This is a genomic window from Nonomuraea sp. MTCD27, from assembly GCF_041950495.1.
In the GTDB taxonomy this organism is placed as follows: domain Bacteria; phylum Actinomycetota; class Actinomycetes; order Streptosporangiales; family Streptosporangiaceae; genus Nonomuraea.
Window position 1 is genome coordinate 136,148 of record NZ_JBGNUW010000006.1, and the last position, 16,610, is coordinate 152,757.

19 protein-coding genes are annotated in these 16,610 nt (G+C 71.7%); 10 read left to right on the top strand and 9 right to left on the bottom strand.

The genetic code is table 11. The features are described from left to right. Positions 1–8: 8 nt before the first annotated feature. A complete protein-coding gene (locus ACBJ59_RS19570; protein ID WP_375111636.1) occupies positions 9–548 on the top strand; it encodes a hypothetical protein in 540 nt (179 codons plus the stop codon). A gap of 5 nt (positions 549–553) precedes the next feature. Here ACBJ59_RS19570 and ACBJ59_RS19575 read toward each other — a convergent pair whose 3' ends face one another. After that, positions 554–1,441, bottom strand: coding sequence for a MurR/RpiR family transcriptional regulator (locus ACBJ59_RS19575; RefSeq protein ID WP_375111637.1), 888 nt, complete (start codon positions 1,439–1,441; stop codon positions 554–556). A 156-nt stretch (positions 1,442–1,597) separates the two neighbouring features. Between ACBJ59_RS19575 and ACBJ59_RS19580 the strand changes: the two genes are divergently transcribed. The 5 genes from ACBJ59_RS19580 (at position 1,598) to ACBJ59_RS19600 (ending at position 6,102) form a co-directional block, all read left to right on the top strand. Then, complete coding sequence (locus ACBJ59_RS19580) at positions 1,598–2,974, top strand: MFS transporter (RefSeq protein ID WP_375111638.1); 1,377 nt, start codon at positions 1,598–1,600, stop codon at positions 2,972–2,974. Then, positions 2,971–3,402 carry a GAF domain-containing protein gene (locus ACBJ59_RS19585; protein ID WP_375111639.1) on the top strand — a complete coding sequence of 144 codons (432 nt, stop codon included), beginning with the start codon at positions 2,971–2,973 and terminating at the stop codon, positions 3,400–3,402. Before ACBJ59_RS19580 ends, ACBJ59_RS19585 begins: the two co-directional genes overlap by 4 nt. After that, entirely contained in the window at positions 3,399–4,604 is a 1,206-nt protein-coding gene (locus tag ACBJ59_RS19590) for an amidohydrolase family protein (RefSeq protein WP_375111640.1), read from the top strand. The genes ACBJ59_RS19585 and ACBJ59_RS19590 overlap by 4 nt, the downstream gene beginning before the upstream one ends. A gap of 51 nt (positions 4,605–4,655) precedes the next feature. Continuing rightward, positions 4,656–5,450, top strand: coding sequence for an alpha/beta hydrolase (locus tag ACBJ59_RS19595; protein WP_375111641.1), 795 nt, complete (start codon positions 4,656–4,658; stop codon positions 5,448–5,450). A gap of 73 nt (positions 5,451–5,523) precedes the next feature. Then, positions 5,524–6,102, top strand: a complete 579-nt coding sequence (locus ACBJ59_RS19600) for a hypothetical protein (protein ID WP_375111642.1) — start codon at positions 5,524–5,526, stop codon at positions 6,100–6,102. Positions 6,103–6,202: 100 nt separating this feature from the next. Here the strand turns inward: ACBJ59_RS19600 and ACBJ59_RS19605 are convergent, their stop codons facing one another. After that, on the bottom strand, positions 6,203–6,874 hold the full coding sequence (locus ACBJ59_RS19605; RefSeq protein ID WP_375111643.1) for a GntR family transcriptional regulator: 672 nt from the start codon (positions 6,872–6,874) through the stop codon (positions 6,203–6,205). After that, positions 6,871–7,179 carry an aldehyde dehydrogenase family protein gene (locus ACBJ59_RS19610; protein ID WP_375111644.1) on the bottom strand — a complete coding sequence of 103 codons (309 nt, stop codon included), beginning with the start codon at positions 7,177–7,179 and terminating at the stop codon, positions 6,871–6,873. Before ACBJ59_RS19610 ends, ACBJ59_RS19605 begins: the two co-directional genes overlap by 4 nt. 69 nt (positions 7,180–7,248) lie before the next feature. Between ACBJ59_RS19610 and ACBJ59_RS19615 the strand changes: the two genes are divergently transcribed. Then, positions 7,249–8,412, top strand: a complete 1,164-nt coding sequence (locus ACBJ59_RS19615) for an acyl-CoA dehydrogenase family protein (protein WP_375111645.1) — start codon at positions 7,249–7,251, stop codon at positions 8,410–8,412. Positions 8,413–8,418: 6 nt separating this feature from the next. Here the strand turns inward: ACBJ59_RS19615 and ACBJ59_RS19620 are convergent, their stop codons facing one another. From ACBJ59_RS19620 to ACBJ59_RS19630, 3 genes are all read right to left on the bottom strand, one after another. Next, positions 8,419–9,483 (bottom strand): C45 family autoproteolytic acyltransferase/hydolase, encoded by a 1,065-nt coding sequence (locus ACBJ59_RS19620; protein WP_375111646.1) that lies wholly within the window; start codon positions 9,481–9,483, stop codon positions 8,419–8,421. Then, the gene (locus tag ACBJ59_RS19625) at positions 9,483–9,743 is read right to left on the bottom strand and encodes a hypothetical protein (protein WP_375111647.1); all 261 of its coding nucleotides are present in this window, start codon (positions 9,741–9,743) and stop codon (positions 9,483–9,485) included. The genes ACBJ59_RS19620 and ACBJ59_RS19625 overlap by 1 nt, the downstream gene beginning before the upstream one ends. Positions 9,744–10,016: 273 nt before the next feature. Beyond that, positions 10,017–10,682 carry a lytic polysaccharide monooxygenase gene (locus ACBJ59_RS19630; RefSeq protein ID WP_364122219.1) on the bottom strand — a complete coding sequence of 222 codons (666 nt, stop codon included), beginning with the start codon at positions 10,680–10,682 and terminating at the stop codon, positions 10,017–10,019. 369 nt (positions 10,683–11,051) lie between these two features. Between ACBJ59_RS19630 and ACBJ59_RS19635 the strand changes: the two genes are divergently transcribed. Continuing rightward, positions 11,052–11,627, top strand: a complete 576-nt coding sequence (locus tag ACBJ59_RS19635) for a Uma2 family endonuclease (protein ID WP_375111982.1) — start codon at positions 11,052–11,054, stop codon at positions 11,625–11,627. A gap of 56 nt (positions 11,628–11,683) precedes the next feature. On the opposite strand, the gene ACBJ59_RS19640 is transcribed toward ACBJ59_RS19635, so the two are convergent. Genes ACBJ59_RS19640 through ACBJ59_RS19650 form a run of 3 tightly spaced genes read right to left on the bottom strand, consistent with a single transcriptional unit; the run spans position 11,684 to position 14,645 of the window. Beyond that, positions 11,684–12,379, bottom strand: a complete 696-nt coding sequence (locus ACBJ59_RS19640; RefSeq protein WP_375111648.1) for a helix-turn-helix transcriptional regulator — start codon at positions 12,377–12,379, stop codon at positions 11,684–11,686. Continuing rightward, entirely contained in the window at positions 12,376–13,494 is a 1,119-nt protein-coding gene (locus ACBJ59_RS19645; protein ID WP_364122211.1) for a hypothetical protein, read from the bottom strand. Before ACBJ59_RS19645 ends, ACBJ59_RS19640 begins: the two co-directional genes overlap by 4 nt. Beyond that, entirely contained in the window at positions 13,491–14,645 is a 1,155-nt protein-coding gene (locus ACBJ59_RS19650) for a sensor histidine kinase (protein WP_375111649.1), read from the bottom strand. The genes ACBJ59_RS19645 and ACBJ59_RS19650 overlap by 4 nt, the downstream gene beginning before the upstream one ends. A gap of 316 nt (positions 14,646–14,961) precedes the next feature. Between ACBJ59_RS19650 and ACBJ59_RS19655 the strand changes: the two genes are divergently transcribed. After that, a complete protein-coding gene (locus ACBJ59_RS19655; protein WP_375111650.1) occupies positions 14,962–15,726 on the top strand; it encodes a protein phosphatase 2C domain-containing protein in 765 nt (254 codons plus the stop codon). Between the two features lie 26 nt (positions 15,727–15,752). Next, positions 15,753–16,544 carry an SAM-dependent methyltransferase gene (locus tag ACBJ59_RS19660; RefSeq protein WP_375111651.1) on the top strand — a complete coding sequence of 264 codons (792 nt, stop codon included), beginning with the start codon at positions 15,753–15,755 and terminating at the stop codon, positions 16,542–16,544. Positions 16,545–16,610 lie beyond the last annotated feature (66 nt).

Below are 16,610 nucleotides of genomic sequence, written 5' to 3' on the forward strand. Positions count from 1 at the left end.
GGTTTCCCGTGCTCTACCTCTTCGGATTCGACCGGATCGGCGTGGCCGTGAGCGACATCTACTTCGTCGACCCCAACCCCACCCCGGGCCAGGAGGGGGCGGAGCGCGGGGTGCGGCTGGAGCTGCGCCGGCTGGAGCCGGGCGAGCTCAAGGGCTCGATCTACTCGGCCCGCCCCATCACCGTCGACCGGCCGATCTGGCGGGTGGACCTGCTGGAGTCGGTCTCGGGGACGCCCGGGAGCTTCGACCGGACCCATCACCACCCCGGGGTGAAGGGGTGGGAGCCGGGGCGGCGGGTGTTCGACTCGCGGTTGTCGGAGGAGCCGCTGAAGTGGCTGGCGGAGCGGCTGGGCGATCTCGAAGGGGTGCTCGACCAGGCCGGGGTGGGGCGTGACGAGGTGAGCCCGGCTGATGTGAGCGGTCTGCGCGAGCGGGCGCCGGAGATCGTGGAGGCCGTCGGCCGCCTGCTCGACACCGTACGCACCGCCGCCCCGGAGACCCCGGCCGGTGCCGAGTCCGCCACGAGCGTCCGGGCCAGCTGGTTGTAACCGGCTCAGCCGGGCTCGCCCGAGGTGGGGCGGCGGTGCAGCAGGCCGAACTTGGTCCACATGGCCTCGGCCGCCTCGATCGAGGCCCCCGTACGCGCCGGGTCCACCGCGGCGAGCTGCGTGACCAGTGCCTGCGCCACCGCCATCCCGGCCGTCAGCGAGGGGAAGAACGCCTCCCCCTCCGCCGGCACCATCACGACCTGCTCCGCCGCGCTGGCCAGGGCGGGGCTGGCCGCGTCCGTCAGGGCGAACACCCGCACGCCGCGTGACCGGGCCTCGTTGGCCGCCAGGACCGTGCTCTCGTACAGCCGCCAGAAGCTGATCGCGATCAGCACGTCCCCGGCCTGGATCGCGGCGATCGTGTTCGCCAGCTCCGCGTCCCCGGCCGTCACCGCCGTCACCGGGTAGCCCGCCAGCCGGGCGTTGTGCGCGAGCGCCAGCCCGACGGCCGCGTAGCTGCCGTCGGCGACGATCACCGTGCGGCGCGCGCTTGCGATGGCCTCCGCGATCGTGAGCAGCACCGCCTCGTCCAGGCGCCGGTTGAGCAGCGCCAGGCTGTCGAGGTCGCGGCGCAGGGAGCGGGAGCTGGGCGAGCCGGTGCCACGGTGCTCGGCGGCGACCTGGCCGGCGCTGAGCGAGGACAGGTAGCGGGCGCGCAACTCCTGTTGCAGCGCCGGCCAGCCGGCGAAACCGAGCGCCTGCGCCGTACGGGTGACCGTCGCCACGTTGACCCCGGCGAGCTGGGCCAGCTCGCCCGCCGACCCGAACGAGGCCCGGCGCGGCTGCGAGAGCAGGAGCTCGAGCACGGCGGCCGCCTTGCCGCGCAGCCCGCGCACCGGCATCCGCTCGCGCAGCCAGTCCTCGAAGCTGTCCGTGGTGACGTGCTCTGTCACAGGCTCCCTCTCCCACCCGGCCGTCCACCGGCCGGGAACATGCTACGCGCTTGTAACAAGGCAAACCTGCAAAGACCATTGCAATTTTGACGATCCGCACTATATGTTGCTTCGCAATTGACCTGCAGGGCCATGACCTGGGGAAAGGTGTGTCCAATGACCTTGTTGGCCCGTCTGGACCGGCTCCCGCTGAGCCGTCCGCACTATGTCCTGCTCCTGATCGGCGGGCTGGGCTACACCTTCGACGGCATGGACTCGGCCGTCGTCGCGTTCCTGCTGCCGAGCGCGCAGGAGGTCTGGGGCCTGTCCAACGGCCAGCTCGGCTTCATCGGGTCGGCGACGCCGTTCGGGTTCCTGTTCGGCGCGACCGTGGCGGGCCTGCTCGGCGACCGCATCGGCCGCAAGAAGGTGATGATGTACGCGCTCGCCTTCTACGCCGTCTTCTCCGTGGTGGCCGCGTTCGCCCCGAACTATGAGGTGTTCCTCGGGGCCCGCGTGCTGGCCGGAGCGGGGGCCGGGGCGGAGAGTGCGATCATCGCGCCGTTCCTGTCGGAGTTCGTGCCCGCCAAGCGGCGCGGGTGGTTCATCGGCGCGCTGGCCGGGTTCTTCTCGTTCGGGTTCGTGATGGCCGCGCTGATCGGGCGGTTCGTGGTGCCGACGATGGACGACGGCTGGCGGATCGCCCAGCTGATCACCGCGCTGCCGATCGTGATGCTGCTGTGGTGGCGCCGCTCGCTGCCCGAGTCGCCGCGCTTCCTGCTGCAGCAGGGCCGTACGGCGGAGGCCGAGGCGGTGGTCGCCGACCTGGAGCGCCGGGTCGAGCGGGCCACGGGCGAGCCGCTGCCGCCGGTGCCCGAGACCGCCACCGCCCCGGCCACCGAGACGCCGAAGGTGAACCTGCTCAGCGCGCTGCGGTTCCTGTGGAGCCCGGTGATGGCCCGGCGCACCGCGGTGATCTGGCTGGTGTGGTTCGTGATCACGTTCTCGTACTACGGGTTCTTCTCCTGGATCCCCACGCTGCTGGTGCAGCGCGGCATCACCGTCACCAAGAGCTTCGAGTTCTCGATCATCATCTATCTGGCGCAGATCCCCGGCTACTTCTCGGCGGCCTGGCTGTCGGAGCGGCTGGACCGCAAGAACACGATCGCGATCTACCTCGCCGGTTCGGCGGTCAGCGCGTTCTGGCTCTCGCAGATGGACACGCCCGTCACGATCACGCTCGCCGGCGCGGTGCTGTCGTTCTTCCTGAACGGCACGTACGCCGGCGTCTACTCCTACACCCCCGAGGTCTTCCCCACCTGGATCCGCGCCACCGGCACCGGCCTGTCGAGCGCGTTCGGGCGGGTCGGCAGCATCCTGGCCCCGACGATCATCGGATTGTCGGCCGCGAAACTGGGCTTCGGCGGCGTGTTCGGGCTCACCACGGCCGTGCTGGTGGCCGGGGTGGTGTGCGTGGTCGTGTTCGGCCTGGCCACGGCCGGGCGATCGCTGGAAGAGCTGACGGAACCCACGACTGAGGAGGCGACCAGGTGAAGGACCTGAACGAGCTGGAGGAGACGGTACGCCGGGAGGTGGGCGTGCGGCTGTTCACCGTGCTGGCCTGGGTGCCGGAACGGCGGGCGCTGCGCCGCGTCCACAGCAGCCATCCCGGGCCGTACCCGGTGGGCGGCGAGAAGACCGTCGAGGTCGCCCAGGACTGGCTGGCCACCTGCATCGAGGGGCGGCGGCCGTACTTCGGGCCGGACAAGGCCGCCGTACGGGAGATCTTCGCCGACCATGAGCTGATCGAGAGCCTCGGGTGCGGTTCGATCATCAACGTGCCCGTGATCGGGGAGGAGGGCGAGGTGCTCGGCGTGCTGAACATCCTCGACGCCGAGGGTAGCTACGACGAGAGGTCCGTGGCCGCCGCGCAGTCGATCGCCGGGCAGGTCACTCCCGCCCTGCTCGGAGGTGCCGCATGAGCCTGCTGCTGCGTAACGCCCTGCTGCTCGACGTCGCGACCGGCGAGTACGCCGAAGGCGACCTGCGCTGCGCCGACGGCCGCATCGCCGAGACCGGCCGCGGGCTCGGCGCGCCCGACGGGACGCGGGTGATCGACCTGGCGGGCGCCCGGGTCGTACCCGGGCTGATCGACGCGCACGTGCACGTCACCGCCTCGACCGCGAATCTCGGCACGCTCGGCTCCATGTCCCCCTCGTACGTCGCCGCCCACAGCGCCCGCATCATGGGCGGCATGCTGGACCGCGGCTTCACCACGGTCCGCGACGCCTCCGGCGCCGACTTCGGGCTGGCCGACGCGCAGGCGGAGGGCCTCATCCGGGGCCCGCGCCTGCTGTTCTGCGGCAAGGGGCTCAGCCAGACCGGCGGCCACGCCGACTTCCGCGGCCGGGGCGAGCACCTGCGCGACGACCACCCGTGCTGCGCGGGCGTCGGGCGGGTGGCCGACGGCGTGGACGCGGTCCGCGCCGCCGCCCGCGACGAGCTGCGCAAGGGCGCGCACCACATCAAGGTCATGGCCTCCGGCGGCGTGGCCTCGCCGACCGACCGCATCGACTCGACCCAATACTCGATGGACGAGCTGCGCGCGATCGTCGACGAGGCCGCGGCCGCCAACCGGTACGTCGCCGCCCACGCCTACACCGCGCGGGCCGTCAACCGGGCCCTGGAGGCCGGGGTGCGCTCCATCGAGCACGGCAACCTGATCGACGACACCAGCGTCGAGCTGTTCCTGCGGCACGACGCGTTCCTGGTGCCGACGCTGGTGACGTACTGGGCGCTCAAGGAGGAGGGCCGGGAGTTCGGCCTGCCCGAGCGGAGCTGGCGCAAGGTGGACGAGGTGCTGGAGGCGGGCCTGGCCGCGCTGGAGCGGGCGGCGCGCGGCGGGGTGCGGCTGGCGTACGGGACCGACCTGCTGGGTGGCATGCACCGGCACCAGAGCCAGGAGTTCCGGCTCCGGGCCGAGGTCCAGCGGCCGATCGACGTGCTGCGGGCGGCCACGACGGGCGCGGCGGAGCTGGTGGGGCTGGCGGGCGAGATCGGCACGCTGGCCGTGGGCGCGCACGCCGACCTGCTGGTGCTGGACGGGGATCCGCTGGAGGACGCCGGCGTGCTGGCCGATCAGAAGCACCTGCGCCACGTCGTCCAGGCGGGCACGATCGTCTGACGTCCCGAGGCGCGATCGCCGGACGTCCGGCAGGTGCGTACCTTGGTGTGCGTGACGACGCTGACGCGCACCGCCCTGGTGGTCGCCGCGGTGCTGATCCTGCTGCTCGGGCTGCTGTGGGTGTTCCAGCGGCGGCTCATCTACCTCCCCGACGGCAGGCCGGTGCCGCCGGCCGCCGCGGTGATCCCGGGCGCCCGCGACGTGTCGTTCACGACGCGCGACGGGCTCCGGCTCGCCGCCTGGTACGTGCCCGGCGACCACGACGTGACCGTGCTGGTCACGGGCGGCAACGCGGGCAACCGGCTGCACCGCGCGCCGCTGGCCCGCGCGCTGGCGGCGCACGGGCTGCCGGTGCTGCTGATGGACTACCGCGGCTACGGCGGCAACCCGGGCAGCCCCACGGAGGAGGGTCTCCTCCTCGACGCCCTGGCCGCCCGCGCCTCGATCCGCAGCCCGCGGGTCGTCTACTTCGGCGAGAGCCTGGGCGCGGCGGTCGCGACCAGGCTCGCGCTGGAGCAGCCTCCCGACGGGCTGGTGCTGCGCTCGCCCTTCACCGACCTGGCCGCGGCGGGCCAGGTCAACTACCCCTTCCTGCCCGTACGCGTCCTGCTGCGCGACCGTTTCCCCGTCGCGGACCGCATCGGCGAGGTGGGGGCGCCGGTGGTGGTCGTCTACGGCAGCCGCGACACGATCGTGCCCCCGCGCCTGAGCAGGACGGTCGCCGAGGCCGCGCGGGCCACGACCGTGGAGGTGGCCGGGGCCGGGCACAACGATCTTGCCCTGCTGGACGGCCACGAGCTCGTCGGCGCGGTCGTGCGGCTGGCCGAACGCGTCCGCAGGCCCTGATGGCATGACGTCCCCGGACCGATCTGGAAGGATCTGATGAAGTCGGCCTCCTCCGGAAGGCAAGGTACCGACGATGAGACCCGTGGACCGCGCTGAATATCTCGGCTACACCCCCGCCACCGAGAGCCACCGGCTGATCATCCACGGCCTGCCGAAGGAGCTGCCGGAGACGCTCGGCGGCCGGCACCGGTTCACCCCGCTCTCCCTGTACGTCGGGGAGCGCCTGGCGGCCACGGCCTTCGCGCGGCTCGACGACGTCGGGCGGTTCTGGTTCGACGTCTGGCTGCTCTCGCCGAAGCCCGGCGGGCGCTGGAGCCTGCGTACCGGGAGCACCACCGCGGCCGGCCCGGAGGACGAGGACGTGCTGCGCCCGCGCCCCGGGGCCGCCACGCTCAACGGGCACGCGCGGCCCGGGGAGAGCTCCCTGTTCAACGCCAGCCCGGTGCCGTGGCTGCGCCGCCCCTCCAGGTGGGTGGCCTTCGGCCTCGTGCGGCTGTCGGCCGAGGTGGGCGTCGTGCGGCTGGAGGAACGGGAGATCGCCGTCCCCGACCACGGCCTGCAGGCGCTGGCCTGGCGCGCCGGCCGCGCGGGCAAGGAGCTGGGCCTGCTCGGCCACCGGGGCGAGCACCTGTCGGCCCTCGACCTGCGCTAGCGACCCTTCCCGCCAAACACCTGCCCGCCAAACACCTGCCCGCCAAACACCTGCCCGCCAAACACCTGCCCGCCGGGCACCTGCCGGCCCTGGACCCGCGTCAGCGACCCTGCACGTCGAGCAGCGGCTCCAGCTCGGCCACCGCGTGGTCCCGGTGCACGTCGAGCGTGGCCACGGCCTCGTCGGCGGACCGGCGGCGCAGGGCGTCGAGGGTGGCGCGGTGTTCCTTGACCACCCGCTCCCGGTTGCCCGAGTCGCCGTAGTACATCGACCGGTAGGCGTCGGTCGTGTCCCAGAGTGTCCTGATCAGCCGGGCCAGGCGCGGCATCCCGGCGCAGTCGAACAACGTCATGTGGAACACCCGGTTGGCGGTGGCCATCGCGGGCACGTCGCCCGCCGCGGCGGCCCGCTCCACCTCGTCCTGCGCCGCCTCCAGCCGCGCGAGGTCGTCGTCGCCGAGCCTGGGGACGGCCCGGCGCACGGCCTCCTCCTCCAGCAGCTGCCTGATGCGGTAGACCTCGCGCAGGTCGTCGAGCGAGAGCGTGGCGACGCAGTAGCCCTTGTGCGCCTTGTACGTGACCAGCCCCTCGCCTTCGAGGATCTTGAGCGCCTCGCGCAGGGGAACCCGGCTGACCTGCAGCTCCTCGGCCAGCGCGTCCTGCCGGATGGGGGCGCCGGGCCGCAGCCGGCCGGTGGTGATGGCACGGCGCAGCTCGGCCAGCACGAACTGCTGAGCCGTGGGGGGCCTGCGTCGCGCCTCTTCCGGACTCACGGCCCCAATATCTCACGAACCCACGCCTCGTCCTGCCCGAGCGCCGGCGGCGGGCGGTGGTAGGCGGGCGGGGTGGCGCTCAGGCGCAGCGGGTTGGCGACCAGGACGGCGGCGCGGGCGTGGTGCGGGGTCGCGGCCCAGCCGGGCGCGGCCGCACGGGCCGCCGCGACGGCCCGCTCCACTTCGGGCACGGAGGCGAACCGGCCGCGCGCCACCACCTCGGAGGGGCGCGCGGGGTTCGTGTCGGCGAACTCCGCGCCCTCTCCCCCGACCCAGCGACCGGCGATGAGACTCAGAACGTCCATGGTCAACGCACTCTAACTATGCAATATTGGATTTTCAATATTGGATCCAAAATACAGAGAGGCTGCTCCATGATCGCACCCACCGCGCTGTTCGCCCTGGACACGCTGCTGACCGAGGAGGAACGCGAGATCAGGAACACGGTCCGGCGCGTGTGCGACCGCGAGATCCGCCCGCACGTCGCGAGCTGGTTCGAGACCGGAGAGCTGCCCGCCCGCGAGCTGGCCCGCACGCTCGGCTCGGTCGGCGTGCTCGGCATGCACCTCGACGGCTACGGCTGCGCCGGCATGGGCGCGGTCGCGTACGGGCTGGCCTGCCTGGAGCTGGAGGCCGCCGACTCCGGCCTGCGCAGCCTGGTGTCGGTGCAGGGCTCCCTGGCGATGTACGCGATCTGGAAGTACGGCAGCGAGGAGCAGAAGCAGGAGTGGCTGCCCGCGATGGCGGCCGGCGAGCGCATCGGCTGCTTCGGCCTGACCGAGCCGGACTTCGGCTCCGACCCGGGCGGCATGCGCACCACGGCCAAGCGCGAGGGCGGCGACTGGGTGCTCGACGGCACCAAGATGTGGATCACCAACGGCTCGGTGTCGGACGTGGCGGTGGTGTGGGCGCGTACCGACGAGGGCGTCAGGGGCTTCCTGGTCCCGGCGGGCACCCCGGGCTTCACCGTCAACGACATCAAGCACAAGATCTCGCTGCGCGCGAGCGTGACGAGCGAGCTGGTGCTCGACGGCGTACGCCTGCCCGCCGGCGCGATGCTGCCCGGCGCCAGGGGCCTGTCCGGGCCGCTCGGCTGCCTGAACGAGGCCCGGTTCGGGATCGTGTTCGGGGCGATGGGGGCGGCGCTGGACTGCCTGGAGACGGCCATCGCCTACACGGCCGAGCGCGAGGTGTTCGCCAAGCCGCTGGCGGCGTACCAGCTGACCCAGGAGAAGCTCGCGGACATGGCGCTGGAGCTGGGCAAGGGCCTGCTGCTGGCGCTGCACCTGGGCCGGCTGAAGGAGGCCGGCACGCTCACCCCCGAGCAGGTGAGCCTGGGCAAGCTGAACAACGTGCGCGAGGCCCTGGAGATCGCCAGGAAGTGCCGCACGCTGCTCGGCGCGAGCGGCATCACCCTCGAATATCCCGTGATCAGGCACGCGGTGAACCTCGAGTCCGTGCTGACCTACGAGGGCACCTCGGAGATCCACTCGCTGGTCATCGGCAAGGCGCTGACCGGGATCCCGGCCTTCAAGTAGCGGCACTCAGAACGTCTGCCAGGTCGCCTCGGTGACCTGGCAGGGCCCGCCCTGGTGCACCCGCAGCCGCCCGGCGGGCAGGTCGAGCCCGATGGTGGCCAGGGTCTCCCACCGCTGGTTGAGCGGCTGGGTGAGGTCGGGGTGGGCGCAGACGGGCGCGTCGTCGGGGGCGTGGCTGAGCATGGCCAGCGCCCGGCCGTTCTGGTCCGCCACGCTCAGCCCCTCGACGTTGTCGCGCAGGTGCCGCAGGCGATCGTAGGTGCCGGGCCGCTCGGTGGCGTGCCGCTCCCCCGCCGCAAGGTCCTCGTCCAGGAAGTGGTTGCAGTGCAGCAGGACCCCGTCGGGGCCGGGCGGGATGACGGCCACCCCGGCCGGTGAAATCTCGATGGACGCCGCGGCGGACCCGGTCACGGCCGTGATGACGGTGGAGGCCGAGACCGTGGCCGAGCGGGCGATGTCCGCGGCCTCCTCGACGGTGGTGGCCTCGTCCAGGATCCGGCGGGCGATCAGGTGCACCGGCACGCCCACGTCGGTGGTGTCGGAGTCGTGGCGCAGGATGTTGAAGTGCACGCCCAGGCCGGCCGAGTTGACGCCGATCTTGGCCAGCGTCCCGGCCTCGGTGAACGTGCGCACGACGTGCCCGGGACGCGGTTCGAGCTCCCACAGCACCGGCGCGTCGCGCAGGTGGTCGTGCCAGTCCCAGGTCTGCACCGTGCGCGCGGGGCCGTCCGCCGGAAGGACGACGGAGGTCGAGCACTCGCCATGGCCGACCGCGTCGATGGCGGCCAGGATCTCCGTGCGCGCGTTCACCACGGCGACCTGCCAGGGCTCCAGCCCGGCGCCGGCCGCGATGCCGGTGATCTCGTCCGCCAGCTGCGGCGCCCAGGCGGCGCTGCGCTCCAGCGCCACCTCGCCCCACGCGCGCACCTGCGCGTCCGTGGCGCCGGCGACCGCGAACAGGTCGGCGTATCCGGAGAGGTTGCCGAGCACCTGCTCGCGCAGGTGGGTGCCCAGCTCCTTGCCACGGGCCCGGGGGTTGCTCTGGCTGGACGTGAAAGTGGGAAAAGTCATTACCTATCCATCATGTCGGCGAGCCGCGGATTCTCGGCGGCGAAGGAGTCGCGGACACGGGTGTACCGCTCGGGGTCGATGTCCTGGCTCAGCTTGAACATGCTCTGCTCGGTACGCACGTGCACCCGGAAAGCCCTTACCCCAGGCAGCAGCGCGCGGAACCTGTCCCTGGAGGCCGGGGTCGCCCGCCAGGACGGCGAGCGCAGCGACTCCAGCGCCTCGACCGTGCACTCCACGACCTCCATGGCGTCGTCGAGCACGACACGAGCTGCAGCTCATCCCACCTGGTCCGGTTGTCCCGGCGGGCCAGCAACTCGTCGCTCACGCCCGCCGCGGCGGCCAGCCCGTGCACCGAGCCGCCGGCCAGGCAGATGGCGTCGTTCGACGCGACGGGCGACTGAGATCCGCGCCTCGACCTGCCCCCGCCACTAGAGACGGGCCACCGGAGGCGTCCGGCGGCAGGCGGGCGGTGGACGTGGCCGCGCTGCCAGACGCGCGTGGGGGCGGTCCGGCGGCGCGGAGGGCGGGGGCGGTCAGCTGAAGGTGACGTCGCTGCAGAAGTAGTACGTCTGGTCCATGTGCGAGGCCTTCCAGATCGTGTAGACCACGTGGCGGCCGGTGCGTGAGCCCTTGTTGATGCCGCTGATCATGTACGTCCCGGCGGGCGCGTACCGGGGAGTCTCGCGGACCAGTTCCAGGTGGTTCCAGCCGAGCGGCGTGGTCGTGGCGTCGTAGCCCTGGCGGGTGATGTACACCCGGATGTAGTCCGCGCCGTGGTAGGCTTGGTCGGTCAGGCGGATGTCGAACGTGGCGGCGAGGCTCGTCGTCTTCCAGGCGCCCGGCGTGTCCATGGAGCGGTAGCGGGCGCCCTGCGTCTGGCCGGCGCTGCAGAGCTGGCCGTTGGGGATGGCGGCCTGGTGGTTGCCGCCGACACCGTCACGGTAGAGGCCGTTCCAGTTCCACATGGCGTTCGTGTTGTCCTGCCATGCCTGCCAGCACATGGGGTCCTGCTGCTGCATGGTGGGGTTCTGGAAATCGCTGCCCCAGCGCAGCCAGCAGCCGTAGTTGCGGGAGGCCGGGTCGGTGACCGACCCGTGCGCCGACGCGGTGCCGGTCAGGGGGATGACGACGAGCATCATGATGGACGTCAGCAGTACCAGGGCGCGCTTCGCCCAGCGACTAGGTGCGACTTGGGGCATAGTGCGGTCTCCGTGTTCCGGTCGGGGTTCCGGTGGTGGGGAGCGCTCCTGGTGGGCGACGGTATCTGACGGCATTAATCCGTACAAATGACGGGTTGTGTCAACGTCCGGCTCGACTGTCGTGAGCCCTGGTCAATGTGCTTGGTGAGCAGCGGAAAGGGCTTTCCAGAGCACCCCGAAAACAGGTGAAAGTTTCAGAACAGATCGCCCTTGTCGAATTGTTCAAACGAAATACCGATACATATGGTCCCCTTTTTCGCCATGGCGCTGGAGCCGCAAGCGTGACCATTCCATGACTTTGGGTGACGGATTTTGGGCAAGTAGCATGTGGGCGAGGGCGAGGCTCCCGATACTGAGTGGGTGACCGCAATGGCGACGATCGAACCGGCCGGACCACGCGTCTTTCCCCTGGGGAACGCGCCGTACACGGTCGACGACCTGCTCAAGTTCCCTGACGACGGGAACCGCTACGAGCTCTTCAACGGGAGCCTACTGGTGAGCCCTGCCCCCACCATCCACCACCAGGTGGCCATAACGAATGCGATGCGCATTCTCCTGGGCGCCGTCCCGGACGACATGATGATCTTGACGTACGTCAACTTCCGCGTGTCGGACAAGGACTACTACATTCCCGATTTCGTCGTCGTGTCGAGAAGTGCCGCAGTGCGCGGTGGGCTCATGTTCTCGCCTCGCGACATGCTGCTCGCCGGAGAGGTCGTCAGCCCGAGCACCCGGAAACAGGACAAAGGTCTCAAGCCCCTGGCCTATGCGGAGGCGGGCGTCCCCGTCTATTGGCGACTGGAGCTGGACGAAGGCCCGACCCTCTACGTCTACGAGCTCAACGGCGACAGCTACGACCCACCCACTGCCTGCAAGGCCGGCACCGTGGCGGAGCTGACGAAGCCGTTCCCCGTGAGCTTCGACCCCGCCGCGTTCGTGGAGTGACCTGGACCCCGGCTCTGCCGGCCCCCTCCAGCCGGGAGTGCCGGGGTCCAGGAGCTTCATCCCTCCTCTGGCGGGCTCTTGGCGGCCAGGGAGGTGTAGACGGTCACCTCGTCAGGGCGCACCAGGCCGTCCTGGATCGCGCAGATGAGCAGCTTCTCCTTGGTGGGCGCGGGTCTTCCGGCCGCCGCGTATTTGACCCGCGCCCGGTCTATGTACTGCCGCACGGTCCGTTCCTTGATCCCCATGCGCGCCGCCACCGACGCCTTGGACATGGACTGGAACCAGTACAGCAGCGCCGCCCGCTCCTTGTCGGAGAGCTGCGGCCGGTGGGGGCCCTCGTCGGTCGCGATCGCCTGCGCCATCGGCGGCGTGACGAAGGGGCGGTCGGCGGCCACCTCCAGGATGGTCTCCAGGCACGACTCGCGGGTCGCCCGGCCCTTGCCGATGAAGGCGGAGGCGCCGGCGTCCAGCACCGCGCGTACCGTCTCCGGCTCCTCGTGCTCGGAGAAGACGATCACCCGCTGCCCGCCCGCGCACAGCTCGGCGACCCGGTCCACGACCATGGTGCCGTTGAGGTTGAGGTCGAGCAGGAGCACGTCGGCGGCCGTGCCGCGGACGGACTCGATGGTGGGGCCCTGCGCGACGAGCGTGACGGGGCTCGGCGGGCCGAACCACGACCGTACGCCGTCCACCACGACCTGGTGGTCCTCCACCAGGGCGACCGACACGGGCCCCGACACGGGCCCCGTCATGGGCCCTGCCAGATGCTGTTGACCCACACCTCACCTCCCAGCCGCTGGTAGCTGACGACCACCCCGCTGGCCTCCCGTACGGGAGTCGGGCTGACGGGCAGATCGTCGTTGTCTGCCACGACTGCCACGCTGACCATCGTCGACATCGCCGACACCGTTACCCTGGCCCGCGACCTGGCCCCGTCCAGTGCCCGGACGGGCGCTCTGAGCAGGTCCTCCCGCACGCCGTCCGGCAGGAGGGGCAGGTGCTCGCCGAACGGCGGGGCCGTCACGAGGACCTGGCGCCGCTCGGCCGCGTCGATGCGCTCGCGCAGCACCGACACCAGCTCGTCGGGCACGTCCTCGCGTTCGGTGATGAGCCGGCGCAGCCGCATGGCCCCGGCCGTGCAGTCCTCGCGTACGCGCGGGTCGCCGGGGTCGGCGCCGTTGGCGAGCTGCGTGAGCAGCGACTCGGCCACGTCGCGGATGGCCTCGTAGCGGCGTAGCCGGTCGGTGTGGATGCGCTGGGCCGACTCGCGCCAGGCGTCGTCGGCGGCCAGCCGGCGGGCCAGCAGCACGGTCTCCTCGGCGCGGGCGCGCAGCATGTGGCAGCCGGCCATGTAGCCGAGCTGCATGGTGACGCCGCCGGCGATGACGATCAGGTATTTGGCGATGGAGACGCGGTCGAGCGAGCCGGAGATCGCCATCGCGGCCAGCATGATGCCGGCGTTGGCGGACAGGAACGCGATCATCTCGGTACGCCAGCGCGGCCGGTTCCAGGTCAGCATGACGCCGAGCCAGCCGATCGAGCCCCAGCCCCAGTCGCTGATCCCCAGCAGCTCGCCCGGCCGGGAGGCCACGATCACCGCGACGTCCACGGCCAGCGCGGCGAGCGCGAGCGCGAGGATCCGGTCGGGGCCCCGGGAGGTGCGCGACAGCGACAGCGCGCCGATCACGAAGATCGCGGAGTACAGGACCCAGGCCGCCATCGCCACCAGCGGCCACCGGAAGGAGCTCCAGCCGGTGAGGGTGACGGTGAGGTCGTAGCCGAGGTGCCAGACGCCGGCGATGACCACGGCGCCGAGCGCGGTGTAGCGGGCGTAGCGCAGCGCGATCTGCTCGATCTCCTCGGTCATGGCCGCCACCACAGGCTCACCCGGGTGCCCCGGTCGCCGGAGGAGATGCGCGCGCCGCCGTTCGGCAGGGAGCGCATCGTGTCGAGGATCGAGCCGCGCACGCCGAACCGGTCGGTCGGTAACCGGTCCTGGTCGAAGCCCCGGCCGGTGTCGGCGACCTCGACCAGGATCTCCCCGTCGCGCCGGCCCGAGCTCAGCTCGGCCTCGCGCACGCCGGCGTGCAGGGCGATGTTCGCCAGGGCCTCGGTGACCGCGCGCGCGAAGCGCTCGGCGACGTCCCCCGGCACGGTCTCGGGCGTCAGGCGCCGGTGCACGTCCAGGCCGGTGGCCCGACCGGCCACCTCGTCCAGCAGCGTGTCCAGGGCGATGGGGGCGGAGAGGGCGCGCGGGGTGTCCCGCAGCTGCTCCAGCGCCGACAGGTCGGTGGCCACCTGGGCGCGCAGGGTGGGCGACGGCTCGTCGTAGGTGCCCTGGCCGACCATGGTGAGGGTGTGCAGCGACGTCTCGTGGATGCTGCTGACCTGCTTCAGCTCGTCCTCGCGGCGCAGCCGCTCCACCATGAGTGAGATGTCGGCGCGCGCGCTCTCCCGCAGGAAGGCGTCGGCCGAGGCGGCCGAGCGGCGCAGCAGCGTCATGAGCAGCACGATCGCGAGCAGCTGGACGAGGTGGATGCCGACGGTGCCGAGCACGTCGTGGGTGGGCGAGGCCAGCCGCACGCCCACCGCGAACGCCCCCGCCACGACCAGCCCGACGGGTACGGCCACCTTGGGGCGCCAGGTGACCCCGGCCATGACGACGGTCATCGTGACGAGTCCCGCCACCCAGCTCGACCCCGTGACGAGCGCCTCGACCGCCACGAGATGGACCTGCGCCAGGCACAGCGCGACAGTGATGGCCACATCACCGGCCACCAGCCAGCGGGGCAGCAGCTCCTTGCGCAGGAACACCCGCACGTGCAGGACCGTCCACACGAGGTGGATCGCCAGCATGGGCGCCAGCCAGCGGGCGGAGACGGGCGGGACCGCGCCGAAGAGGGCCGCCACGACGGCCACAGAGCCCACCGCGCCGCGCGCGCCGGCCCCCGTTCGTGCGACGGCCTTGTCCAGTTGCCTGGTGGCCGAGTCGTATCTCGTGGAGCCGGAGTGAACCATGAGCCGTCCGCACGCGATATGGGCACAAGACGGGTCTCACGATAACGCAGGGCAGGGTGGGTAAAAAGGAACGGAAACGCGTTTCTCCGGCAATCGCGGTGGATGACGTCATGGGTCGCATGGCTGTAGTCCTCGGGCCGGCTCTGCTGCGGTGGTTCACCGCCCTCCCCCGAACCCTGTCCCAGGCCGTCCCCGATGGCATGACGGCTGATCGGCCGTCAGGGCGCCACGACGGCCGATCAGCCGTCTGCCGCGTCCCTTGTGATGAGCGTCTACTGGGACGCGAGTGCCGCGATGATCGCGACGGGAGGGACTCATGACGGTGTTCGTGATCACGTTCCTGCTGGGCTGTCTGTCCGTGATGACGGTCCGGGGGCGTAAGGGGAACTGGCCGGCCGGCATGCCGGTGGCCCGGCCGAGGCTGGTGGCGGTGGGGGGCACGTACGAGGGCACGGACGGGTGGCCGTGCGACGCGTACGTCGTGCAGGAACGGATGATCGCGGCGGCCCGGGGGGCGGGCGGCACGCAGCTGGCCCACATGGCCGCCGCGCTGGCGCTGGGCGCGGTGGTCGCCGAGCGGCCGCAGCACGCGGGCACGCGGGAGGAGGACCTGGTCGAGTGCGCGCAGGCGGCGCACCGCGCCGTGCGTACGACGGCGCTGCGCGACGCCGCCATGCCCGACCTGGTCAGCACCCTCGACCTGGTCGTGCTCGACCGGACCGAGATCCCGCGGCTGCGCTTCGCGCACGTCGGCAACGGCGAGATCTGGCACTGCCCCAAGGGCGGGGAGCCGCACCGGCTCACGACGCCGCACGCGTTCGACGGCGGGCCGCTGCTGCGGGGGCTCGGCCTGCCGACGGCGCTCAACCCGGAGGTCGGCGCCGTGGCGCTGCGCCCCGGTGACCGGGTGGCGATCGTGACCGGGGGCGCGATCGCGGCGCTGGGGGTGGCGCGCATGAAGGAGCTGTTCACCGACGGGTCGTCGCCGGTCGCGTGCCTGGACCGGATGTACGACGAGATGGCGGCCGAGGAGCCGAAGGAGGACGCCACCGTGATCATCGCGGAATTCGTGACCGCGTGATACACGACCTGACCTAAGATCGTTCTGTGAGCTCATCACAGGGCATCAACCCGAACATCCCTCACTCCGCCCGCGTCTACGACTACTGGCTGGGCGGGAAGGACAACTTCGAGGCCGATCGCCGGGTGGCCGAGCAGACGATGGCGGCGGTGCCCGGCATCCGGGAGAGCGCCAGGAACAATCGCGCCTTCCTGGGCCGGGCCGTCCGCCACCTCTCGCAGCTGGGCGTCCGCCAGTTCCTCGACCTGGGCACCGGCATCCCCAGCCAGGGCAACACGCACGAGGTGGCGCAGGCGGAGGCTCCCGAGTCCCGCGTCGTCTACGTCGACAACGACCCCATCGTGATGGCGCACGCCAGAGCGCTGCTGACCAGCACCCCCGAGGGCAGGACGGCCTACATCGAGGCCGACGTGCGCGAGCCGCGCGCCATCCTGGAGCACCCCGACGTGCTGGAGACCCTCGACTTCACCCGGCCGATCGCGCTGGTCATGGTCGCCATCCTGATGCACATCCCCGACGCCGACGACCCGAAGCGGCTGGTCAAGGCATACGCGCAGGCGCTCCCGTCCGGCAGCTACCTGGTGCTGAGCCATCTGACGCTCGACCTGGTGTCCAAGGAGACGGCCGACGACTACCTGACGGCCACCCGGCCGCAGGCGATGCACCGGACGCCCAGGACGGGCGAGCAGATCGCCCGCTACTTCGACGGGTTCGAGCTGGTCGAGCCCGGTCTCGTGGCGGTCTCCGAGTGGCGCGACACGCCCCTGTTCCCGGACTCGGCGGCCTGGATGTACGCCGGGGTGGGCCGCAAACCGTAGGCGCCGGCCCGGCGCGGGCGCGACCCCGGGCGTCCCATCGGGATCGCGCCGTCTCGTTCCAAAGCC

Coding starts and splice junctions, on each gene's coding strand:
- ACBJ59_RS19580 (WP_375111638.1), top strand. CDS start 1,598: ATGACCTTGTTGGCCCGTCTGGACCGGCTCCCGCTGAGCCGTCCGCAC.
- ACBJ59_RS19590 (WP_375111640.1), top strand. CDS start 3,399: ATGAGCCTGCTGCTGCGTAACGCCCTGCTGCTCGACGTCGCGACCGGC.
- ACBJ59_RS19600 (WP_375111642.1), top strand. CDS start 5,524: ATGAGACCCGTGGACCGCGCTGAATATCTCGGCTACACCCCCGCCACC.
- ACBJ59_RS19610 (WP_375111644.1), bottom strand. CDS start 7,179: ATGGACGTTCTGAGTCTCATCGCCGGTCGCTGGGTCGGGGGAGAGGGC.
- ACBJ59_RS19615 (WP_375111645.1), top strand. CDS start 7,249: ATGATCGCACCCACCGCGCTGTTCGCCCTGGACACGCTGCTGACCGAG.
- ACBJ59_RS19620 (WP_375111646.1), bottom strand. CDS start 9,483: ATGACTTTTCCCACTTTCACGTCCAGCCAGAGCAACCCCCGGGCCCGT.
- ACBJ59_RS19630 (WP_364122219.1), bottom strand. CDS start 10,682: ATGCCCCAAGTCGCACCTAGTCGCTGGGCGAAGCGCGCCCTGGTACTG.
- ACBJ59_RS19635 (WP_375111982.1), top strand. CDS start 11,052: ATGGCGACGATCGAACCGGCCGGACCACGCGTCTTTCCCCTGGGGAAC.
- ACBJ59_RS19640 (WP_375111648.1), bottom strand. CDS start 12,379: ATGACGGGGCCCGTGTCGGGGCCCGTGTCGGTCGCCCTGGTGGAGGAC.
- ACBJ59_RS19645 (WP_364122211.1), bottom strand. CDS start 13,494: ATGACCGAGGAGATCGAGCAGATCGCGCTGCGCTACGCCCGCTACACC.
- ACBJ59_RS19650 (WP_375111649.1), bottom strand. CDS start 14,645: ATGGTTCACTCCGGCTCCACGAGATACGACTCGGCCACCAGGCAACTG.
- ACBJ59_RS19655 (WP_375111650.1), top strand. CDS start 14,962: ATGACGGTGTTCGTGATCACGTTCCTGCTGGGCTGTCTGTCCGTGATG.